This window comes from Pseudomonas sp. SWRI51 (genome assembly GCF_014268825.1).
GTDB classification, from domain to species: Bacteria; Pseudomonadota; Gammaproteobacteria; order Pseudomonadales; family Pseudomonadaceae; genus Aquipseudomonas; species Aquipseudomonas farsensis.
On the sequence record NZ_JABWRG010000143.1, the window covers coordinates 1 to 9,679 of the forward strand.

The following is a 9,679-nucleotide window of genomic DNA, read 5'->3' on the forward strand; positions in this document are numbered from 1 at the left end:
GCAGCCCCTTGGGTTTTCAGGGCTGCTGCGCAGCCCAACGCGGGACAAGCCCGCTCGCCACGGCTCTCTATCATTTTTCACAGGATTGGGTCCAATCAGCAATGTTGCGGTTGAGCACGGCCCGCGTGGCGGGCTTGCCCCGCGATGGCCAGCGCGCCGAGTGGCGTTGTCTGATCTGCCGCTATCGCGGTGGTTCGGCATTCCGATCAAGCCCAACGGTGTATCGATATTCCCCAAAGCGCTTAAGAGCCTGCCCTAACGTTGCTCAATCCTCCAGCAACTCCGGGCTGTTGAAGTTGGCCAACCGCATATCTTCCGGCGTACATTCCAACGCCTGCACCGGCGCTACCCGCAGAGCCTTCTGCAAACTCCGCTCGCCCGCCACCCAGGCCTGCTCCAGCGCAGGCAGCATGCGCCGTGGCAGCACGCTGAACATCGGCTGCCAGTAGCCGCCCTGGCGTACCATCGCAGCACTGCCATGTTCACAAGCCAAGTGCCGCAGCGCCTGCACCAGCGCCTGATCAACCAGCGGCGCATCGCATGCGAGTAGCACCACCCATTCATGCCGGGCAGCCTTGAGGCCTGCAATTACCCCCGCGAGCGGGCCCGGGAACCCGGCCTCGGCATCGCCCACCAATTGGTCAGCGTACACGGCGTAGTCGGCCTGGTTACGGTTGCAGGAAATCACCACGTCATCGGACAACTCGCGGACCGCGCGCTGCACATGCGCCACTAGCGGCTCGTCATGCCAGGCCAGCAAGCCCTTGTCGCGCCCGCCCATGCGCTGGCCACGGCCACCGGCGAGGATCAGGATAGAGCAGGGGGGCAGGGGGGCAGGCATTGCGTCGGTTACTCGCTTTGTGGTGTAAGCACATGTTTTATGGCCGTAGCAAAAGGCAGCATCGCCGTTGCGCGCAATTCATCCTGAAGAAAGGGTAACCATTCTTCCTCTGGCCACTCCTGTGCAATCTGTGCGAGGTCCAAAGCGGTTTGAAGATATCCGCTGGTATGCGACCTGCGGATCTGTGTCAGAGCACCATCCAGACCGAGAATCCGAATGGTCTGCAGCGCCCGCTGCCTGTCGGCAGGCGCAAGGTTTGCGCGCGGCTCGACCGCACCATTGGGAGTGAAGACCAATAACAACTCCGGGTCCTCTACATCGGGTTTGATCAGATCTTCATGGGGATAGGCGCCGCAGCTATCTTTATGATTTCCGCACGTGCCTGGGCGGTTACACGACCCAAAAAGATTGGGCCAATCGAACGTGCCCTGAGGGTAACGGCCGCGCTGGCGGAAGTGCTCTATATGACGATTGCCTGGGCTTATTGCATCCTCACAATAAGCACAGCGTTCACCTTGCATGGCGTCAAGTTTGGCCCATATGCAAAGGCGCTGGTCGGTCGTCACCTCAGACCACGGGTTACGGCCGTGCAAATATTGACGGAGGCAGGCTGGCGCATCGGTGTCTCTGATCAACTTATGCATGAGCCGGATCACCCCTTGCGGTCTTGGCGTGGCAGCCGTTGCTTGAAGCTCTGCAGGCGGATCAGCCGCTCGCAATCCTGCATCACTGGATGCTCAGCACCAAAGTGCGTGATCAATTGTGCGCGGAGCGCCAAGCCAGGTGCCGAGGTGTGTAGACTCTGCTGTATCAATGCTTGGTATTGATTGACCCAGCCCGCTTCGGGTACATCGGGCACAGGATTTACGTTCATGATTCTGGCCAGCAGATCGGCACTGGCGACGCCGCGAGTCTGCCATGCGGGCACCACGACATGAGTAGTGATACGCCGCGAAACAGATGAAGGCTCATGCACAATCACACGGACGCAACGGGCATCGACCGTACTCAAGACCTGCGGGCTGTGAGTTGTAACAATGAATTGCAGTAGCGGGAACGCGGCGGTCAAAGAAGGAATCACTGACTGTTGCCACTCTGGATGAAGGTGCATGTCCACTTCATCGATTAGCACAATACCGGGTGTTTGCCGCGCCGCCGCCGCCCCAAGATGCCCATTTAGTTTGGTTGCGCGAAAGGCAATGTCGGCGACCATACCGATCATGTTGCGGATGCCGTCGCTCAATTGCTCCACTGGCAATTGACCCAATACTGGGTGGTTTGCAACTAATGTCTCCTTGGCGAGAGAGTAATCGATGTCACACCAACCGGCCGGCGCGATGCAGGTGTTCACTGCCTGGCTTACAGACTTGATGTAATGGTCGAACTCGCATCGGTAGCGGGCCCGCGCAGTTCCAAGGCTTTGATCCGGCTTTCCTTGGAACTGATGCTCCAGTACCGAAACCACTCCACAAAAGACTTGTAGCTCGATGCAGGGTCCAGACAATGGGTGTAGCCGACTGTCCGTGAAGTGCGCTGGCTCTTCTTTGCTTCGGTCAGTTTTTTCTGTTGCCACAGCCGTCCGGTGCCGTAATACGCAATCAGGGGCAGCAGCGTCGGGGCGCCACCCGTCCGCACCGCTTCTTGCAACCCTTTGCCATACTCAACCAGCTCTCTGGCATCCTTGATCGTTGTCTTGGCCCTGGCGGAGTTAGAAAGGCTTCTCCTCCAGACGTTGGTAGAACCTAGCTGATCTGCAGTGCTTCCGGGAATAGGCCCGGTCGCTTGTAGCCGCACGCCACGTGCGGCGTATTCCATTTCGTTGGACGTGGTCTCGCGAACCGCCATCTTGCGAATATCACTGCTTTCGAAGTGTTTGCCTGTTGCTTCATCGAATGCGCCCACAAAAGGCCCATACGCCACAGCGATCGCATCCAGAATGGACGTCTTGCCTGCACCGTTGGCGGCCACCAGCACCGTCACTTGTGGGTCGAAGTCGATGTCGATGGACTCGAAGCAGCGGTAATCGCGCAGCTGTAGCTGGGTGAGCCTCACAGAGTACCTCCAGGGGTTCGGGATCTTCCAGCCCACCATGCGCAGGGGAAGTGCAAAATGTGCATAGTTTAGCCGTTGGCGTTCAATCCGAGCTACCGCAGTGAGGTGACCCCTGCGCACTACGGCAGGGGTTGCTCGACTTCATGCTGAGGCGATTTGGCGCCGGCGCCCGGCGAGCTTCATCACCACCACGAAGAACACCGGCACGAACACCACTGCAAACGTGGCGCTGAGCATGCCGCCGATCACGCCGGTGCCAATGGCCTGCTGGCTGGCGGAGCTGGCGCCACTGGCAATGGCCAGCGGGACGACACCGAGAATGAACGCAAGCGAGGTCATCACAATGGGCCGCAGGCGCAGCCGTGCAGCCTGGATGGCCGCTTCGGTGGCATCCATGCCCTGGTCGACCAGGCCCTTGGCGAATTCGATGATCAAGATGGCGTTCTTCGCCGACAGGCCGATCAGGGTGATCAAACCGACCTTGAAGAACACATCGTTGGGCAGGCCGCGCAGCGTCACCGCCAGCACTGCACCCAGTACTCCAAGCGGCACCACCAGCAGTACCGCGGTCGGGATCGACCAGCTTTCGTACAGCGCCGCCAGGCACAGGAACACCACCAGCAGCGACAGCGCCATCAGCAGCGGGGCTTGGCTGCCCGACAGGCGCTCCTGCAGTGACAGGCCCGTCCATTCAAGGCCGGTACCTGCCGGCAACTCGGCGACCAGTCGTTCGATTTCAGCCATGGCTTGCCCTGAACTGTACCCCGGCGCCGGTTCGCCAGAAATCGACACCGCCGGGTAGCCGTTGTAGCGGGTCAACTGCACCGGCCCCGATTGCCAGCGGGCGCTGACGAATGCACCCAGTGGCACCATCTTGCCGCTGGCGTTGCGCACGTGGATTTTCAGCAAGTCTTCGACCTGGCTGCGGTTGTCGCCGTCGGCCTGCACCACCACCCGCTGCATGCGCCCCTGGTTGGGGAAGTCGTTGACGTAGTTGGAGCCTACTGCGGTGTCGAGCACCGCGCCGATATCGGCGAACGACACGCCCAAGGCATTGGCTTGCCGCCGGTCAACCTCAAGCACTACTTGCGGGCTCTCGGCCAGAGAGGCCTCGCGCACGTTGACCAGCACTTTGCTGCTGGCCGCCTGGGCCAACAGTTGGTCACGGGCCTGCATCAACTCGCTGTAGCCCATGCCGCCGCGGTCCTGCAGACGGAACTCGAAGCCTGTCGACTCACCCAGGCCGTCAACCGGCGGGGGCAACACTGCGAAGGCAATGGCGTCCTTGAGCCCGGAAAACGCCATGTTGGCCCGGTCGGCAATGGACTGCGCGCTGTTATCGGCGTTGCGCTCGGCCCAGTCCTTCAGCGTGGTGAAGGCCAGCGCGGCGTTCTGCCCGCTGCCCGAGAAGCTGAAGCCAAGGATCAACGTGGTATTGGCGACCCCCGGCTCCCCGGTGTTGTGTGCCTCGATCTGGCGCGCCACCTCGATGGTGCGTGCCTGGCTGGCGCCGGGCGGCAGTTGGATGTCGGTGATGGTGTAGCCCTGGTCCTCGGTGGGCAGGAACGCCGTTGGCAGTTGGCTGAACCCATAGCCCAGCACGCCCAGCAGTGCGGCGTACACCAACAGGTAGCGGCCGCTGCGGGCCAGCGCATGGCTGACCCAGCGCTGGTAACCATCGCTCATGTGCTCGAAGCGCCGGTTGAACCAGCCGAAGAAGCCTTTACGCTGATGGTGCTCGCCCTTGGCCAGCGGTTTGAGCAGGGTGGCGCACAGCGCCGGGGTTAGGCTCAGGGCCAGGAAGGCCGAGAACAGGATAGACACGGCCATCGACACCGAGAACTGCTTGTAGATGACCCCCACCGAGCCTTTCATGAACGCCATCGGCAAGAACACCGCCACCAGCACCAGGGTGATGCCGATGATCGCGCCACTGATCTGGCCCATGGCCTTGCGCGTAGCGGCTTTTGGCTCCAGGCCTTCCTCGGCCATGATCCGCTCGACGTTTTCCACCACCACGATGGCGTCGTCCACCAGAATGCCGATGGCCAGCACCATGCCGAACAGCGTCAGCACGTTGATCGAGAAACCCAGCAGGTTCATCACCGCAAAGGTGCCCATCAGCGCCACCGGCACCACCAGGGTTGGGATCAGCGTATAGCGCAGATTCTGCAGGAACAGGAACATCACCGCGAACACTAGCACCATGGCCTCGGCCAAGGTGCTGATCACTTGCTGGATCGACACCTTGACGAACGGCGAGGTGTCGTAAGGGATGTCTATGCGCACGCCCTGCGGGAAGTAGCGCGACAGCTCGTTGAGCTTGGCCTTGACCAGTGCTGCGGTTTCCATGGCGTTGGCGCCGGGCGACAGCTTGACGCTGAAGGCACTGGTAGCCTTGCCATTGAGGCGGGTGCCGTACTGGTAGTCCTGGGCGCCAATTTCAACGCGGGCAACATCGCCGACTGTCACACTGGAGCCATCGGCATTGGCCCGCAGCACGATGGCGGCGAACTCTTCTGGGGTGCTCAACTGGCCACGCACGACCACATTGGCGGTGATTTCCTGGGTCGGGCGCGCCGGCAGGTCGCCGATGCTGCCTGGCGCCACCTGAGCGTTCTGCGCGGCGATGGCCGCTGCAACATCGTTGGGGGTGAGGTTGTAGCCGACCAGTTTGGCCGGGTCGATCCAGATGCGCATGGCCCGCTCGGAGCCATACAGCTGGGCCTTGCCGACGCCCTTGACGCGGCGCACCTCGTTCATCACGTTGCGCGCCAGAATGTCGGACAGTGCAATTTCGTCCAGGTTGCCATCTTCGGAGGTAAGGGTAGCCAGCAGCAGGAAACCGGTGGAAACCTTTTCTACCTGTAGCCCTTGTTGTGTGACTGCGCGCGGCAGGCGCGACTCGATCACCTTCAGGCGGTTCTGCACATCGACCTGAGCCAGGTCCGGGTTGGTGCCGGGCTGGAAGCTTGCGGTGATGGTGGCACTGCCCAGGCTGCTTTGCGATTCGAAGTACAGCAGGTTATCGGCGCCGTTGAGCTCCTGCTCGATGACGCTGACCACGCTTTCGTCCAGAGTCGCCGCCGAGGCTCCCGGGTACACCGCATAGACTTCCACCTGTGGCGGTGCCACGTCAGGGTACTGCGCAACCGGCAATTGCGGGATGGCCAGGCCGCCGAGCAGCAGGATGAACAACGCGACCACCCAGGCGAATACCGGGCGCTCGATGAAGAATTGCGGCATGGTTCAGGCCCTCATTGGCCGTGCTGGGCGACACTGGCGCCCGGTTGTTCGTCGACGTTTACCAGGTCACCGGCCTTGACGTGCTGCAAGCCCTCGACCACCACGCGCTCGCCAGGGTTGAGCCCGGCGCTGACGACCCAGCGGTCGCCCAGGGCGTTGCCCAGTTGCACCGGGCGCTCGCTGACGCGCATCTGCGCATCGACCACCAGCACCTTTGGCACCCCGGCGCTGTCACGCGTGATTGCCCGTTGTGGCACGCTCAAGCCTTTGGGCTGCACGGCCTGGGCCAGGCGCACGCGCACGTAGCTGCCCGGCAGCAGGTCGAGGTCGGGGTTGGGGAACTCGCTGCGCAGGGTGATCTGGTTGGTGCTGGGGTCGACACTGATGTCAGAGAACAGCAACTTGCCCGCCAGCGGATACGCGCTGCCGTCGTCCTGGATCAGCGTGGCATGCACCTCGTCCTGGCCGGCCTGCTGCAACTCGCCTGCGCGCAAGGCACGGCGCAGGGCGTTGAGCTCGCGGGTCGATTGGCTGACGTCGGCGTGGATTGGGTTCAGTTGCTGGATGGTAGCAAGCGGCGTGGTCTCGTTCTGGCCCACCAGCGCGCCTTCGGTCACCAGTGCCCGGCCAATGCGCCCGGCAATCGGTGCGGTAACGGTGGCGTAGCCCAGGTTCAGGCGCGCCCGCTCCAGTGCGGCCTTGGCTTCTGCCACGGCCGCATCCGTCTGCAGGAACGCTGCGCGAGCGTTGTCGTATTCCTGGCGGCTGACGGCCTTCTCATCGACCAGTTGGCCGTAGCGCTGCGCTTGCAGGCGTGTCTGGTAGCGGGTGGCCTCGGCCTTGGCCAATGCGGCCCGGGCACTGTCGAGGTCGGCCTTGAACGGTGCCGGGTCGATCAGAAACAGCACATCGCCTTGTTTGACGTCGCTACCCTCACGGTACATGCGCTTGAGCACAACGCCCGCCACCCGCGCCCGCACCTCGGCAGTACGCGGTGCGAGCAGGCGGCCACTCAGTTCGGTGCTGATCGCCACTGGTTGCTCGGCGAGGGTTTCGACCCGCACCTTCGGCTTGGGTGGCTGTGGGCCCTGGTCAGCGGCGTCATTGCAACCGGCAAGGGCGAAGGTGAGCAGCGCGAGCAGCGCCACGGGGCGCAGACGCCCGGCACGGAAAGTGGACATACGGATCTTCCAAGTTTGATCGAGCGTATCCTAAGGCACTGTTGCCTTCGGTTGCTGTTAATCCCTGTAGGACGTGTGTGAAAAAGTGTTAAGAAGAAGCTGTTGCGGGTGTGGGATTCGATATCCTGCCCATTCTTTCCTGATGCCTGATTCCCTATGCCGAACATTCTTCTGGTCGAAGACGACAACGCGTTGTCCGAACTGATTGCCAGTTACCTGCAGCGCAACGATTTCATCGTCCAGGTGATCGCACGCGGCGATCAGGTGCTGGAGGCCGCCCATCGGCACAAGCCGGACCTGGTGATTCTCGACCTGATGTTGCCGGGCCTCGACGGCCTGCAGGTGTGCCGTTTGTTGCGCCAGGAATCGCAAAGCCTGCCGATCCTCATGCTGACCGCCCGTGACGACAGCCACGACCAGGTGCTGGGGCTGGAGATGGGCGCCGACGACTATGTCACCAAGCCCTGTGAACCGCGGGTGCTGCTGGCACGGGTGCGCACGCTGCTGCGCCGCAGCAGCATCAACGAGCCGCGTCTTGAGCACGACCAGATCCTGATCGGTGGCTTGCGCATCGACCTCGCCGAAAGGGTAGTCAGTTGGCGCGGCGACGAGGTCGAGTTGTCCAGTGGTGAATACAACCTGCTGGTGGTGCTGGCGCGCAACGCCGGCGAGGTGCTCAGCCGCGACCGCATCCTGCAGCAACTGCGTGGCATCGAGTTCAACGGCACCGACCGGTCGGTGGACGTGGCGATTTCCAAGCTGCGGCGCAAGTTCGACGACAGCGCCGGCGAGGCACGCAAGATCAAGACCGTGTGGGGCAAGGGCTACCTGTTCAGCCGCGTCGAGTGGGAGTACTGACAGGCCATGCTGAAGATACTGGTGCGCCTGTACCTGCTGATCATCGTCGCGTACGCAGGCGCCTTGCTGCTGATCCCCGGCGCGATCGTCGGCTCCTTCCACGAGCGCTTCATGAACTACAACCTGGCGCAGACCAAAGGTGTGCAGACGCTGATCGTGCGCCAGTTCCAGCAGGTGCCGCGCGAACAGTGGCCGGCTGTGCAGCACGATCTGGCGGCAACCTTCGCGCCACTTGAAGTCGAACTGTTGCCGATGCAGGGCATGGCTATCAGCGACGCCGAGCGCGCGCGCCTGGAACATGGCCAGCACGCCGTGCGCATCGCCGACTGGGGGTATTACGAGACCGTGCTGGCGCCGCTGGACAAGGACTGGCTGGTGTTGCTGCGCTCACCGCCAGACCCGCTGGACATCAACGTGCTGTCGTGGGGTGTGACGGTGCTGATCGGCGCTGCGCTACTGGGCTGCCTTTTGCTGTGGGTGTGGCCGCACTGGCGTGACCTTGAACGGCTTCGGGAAACCGCACGGCGCCTCGGCCAGGGCCAGATGGCTGAACGCACGCATATTTCGCCACGCTCGAACATCGGTGAACTGGCAGCGGTGTTCGACACCATGGCCGGCGACCTGGAGCGCCACGTCAACCAGCAGCGCGACCTGCTCAATGCGGTGTCCCATGAACTGCGTACACCGCTTACGCGGCTGGATTTCGGCTTGGTGCTGCTGTTCGACGAAGTCCCACCGGCCAGCCGCAAGCGGTTGCTTGAGCTGGTTGGCCATGTGCGCGAGCTGGATGAGCTGGTGCTTGAATTGCTGTCCTATAGCCGCCTGGAAAGCGCCACTCAGGCCTGCGAGCGGGTCGAGGTGTCGCTGCTTGAGTTGGTCGACAGCGTGCTTGGCGGCTTTGCCGAGGAACTCGACAGCCGCGGTATCCAGTGGCAGGTGTGCTGCGAGACCGAGCTGCCACGCTTTGTACTCGACCCACGCCTGACGGCGCGTGCGGTACAGAACCTGGTGCGCAATGCCATGCGCTACTGCGATGAGCACCTGCTGATACGCCTGCGCCTTGAGGCGGACGGCGGGTGCCTGTTGACGGTTGAGGATGACGGCATTGGTATTCCGGTCGAGGAACGTGAGCGTATTTTCCAGCCGTTCTACCGTCTGGACCGCAGTCGGGACCGCAGCACCGGTGGCTTCGGCCTGGGGCTTGCGATCAGCCGCAGGGCGATTGAAGGGCAGGGCGGCAGCCTGAGCGTTGAGGAATCGGTATTGGGAGGGGCGCAGTTCAGCATCCGCCTGCCGGCCGGTTAGCGGGAGTACCTGGCTGTTTTACCTGCGCTGGCCTCATCGCAGGGCTGTCGCCAGCCCCCACAGGGATCTGGGCCAGACTCGGATATCGCGGCTGAGGCGGTCCATATGGGAGATTCTACGGTTTTGTACAAGCCTGTTCCCGCCAGATATATCTCCTTGTGGCGAGCGGGCTTGCCCCGCGTTGGGCTGCGCAGCA

8 protein-coding genes are annotated in these 9,679 nt (G+C 62.6%); 2 read left to right on the forward strand and 6 right to left on the reverse strand.

Annotated features, from left to right (window positions below; translation table 11 throughout):
• Nucleotides 1-265: 265 nt before the first annotated feature.
• The 6 genes from mobA to HU720_RS23260 form a co-directional block, all read right to left on the reverse strand.
• The gene (gene mobA, locus HU720_RS23240) at nucleotides 266-841 is read right to left on the reverse strand and encodes a molybdenum cofactor guanylyltransferase MobA (protein ID WP_186523379.1); all 576 of its coding nucleotides are present in this window, start codon (nucleotides 839-841) and stop codon (nucleotides 266-268) included.
• An 8-nt stretch (nucleotides 842-849) separates the two neighbouring features.
• Nucleotides 850-1,485: a retron Ec78 anti-phage system effector HNH endonuclease PtuB gene (gene ptuB / locus HU720_RS23245; protein WP_186523381.1), complete on the reverse strand. Its 636-nt coding sequence runs from the start codon at nucleotides 1,483-1,485 to the stop codon at nucleotides 850-852.
• A gap of 8 nt (nucleotides 1,486-1,493) precedes the next feature.
• Nucleotides 1,494-2,192, reverse strand: a complete 699-nt coding sequence (locus tag HU720_RS24455; protein ID WP_346656609.1) for an AAA family ATPase — start codon at nucleotides 2,190-2,192, stop codon at nucleotides 1,494-1,496.
• Nucleotides 2,193-2,200: 8 nt separating this feature from the next.
• Nucleotides 2,201-2,893, reverse strand: a complete 693-nt coding sequence (locus HU720_RS24460) for an AAA family ATPase (protein ID WP_346656610.1) — start codon at nucleotides 2,891-2,893, stop codon at nucleotides 2,201-2,203.
• Nucleotides 2,894-3,034: 141 nt separating this feature from the next.
• Complete coding sequence (locus HU720_RS23255) at nucleotides 3,035-6,139, reverse strand: efflux RND transporter permease subunit (protein ID WP_186523382.1); 3,105 nt, start codon at nucleotides 6,137-6,139, stop codon at nucleotides 3,035-3,037.
• An 11-nt stretch (nucleotides 6,140-6,150) separates the two neighbouring features.
• On the reverse strand, nucleotides 6,151-7,320 hold the full coding sequence (locus HU720_RS23260) for an efflux RND transporter periplasmic adaptor subunit (RefSeq protein WP_186523383.1): 1,170 nt from the start codon (nucleotides 7,318-7,320) through the stop codon (nucleotides 6,151-6,153).
• A gap of 156 nt (nucleotides 7,321-7,476) precedes the next feature.
• On the opposite strand from HU720_RS23260, the gene HU720_RS23265 reads away from it, so the two are divergent.
• A complete protein-coding gene (locus tag HU720_RS23265) occupies nucleotides 7,477-8,178 on the forward strand; it encodes a response regulator transcription factor (RefSeq protein WP_186523384.1) in 702 nt (233 codons plus the stop codon).
• Nucleotides 8,179-8,184: 6 nt separating this feature from the next.
• The gene (locus HU720_RS23270) at nucleotides 8,185-9,483 is read left to right on the forward strand and encodes an ATP-binding protein (protein WP_186523385.1); all 1,299 of its coding nucleotides are present in this window, start codon (nucleotides 8,185-8,187) and stop codon (nucleotides 9,481-9,483) included.
• Nucleotides 9,484-9,679: the final 196 nt, after the last annotated feature.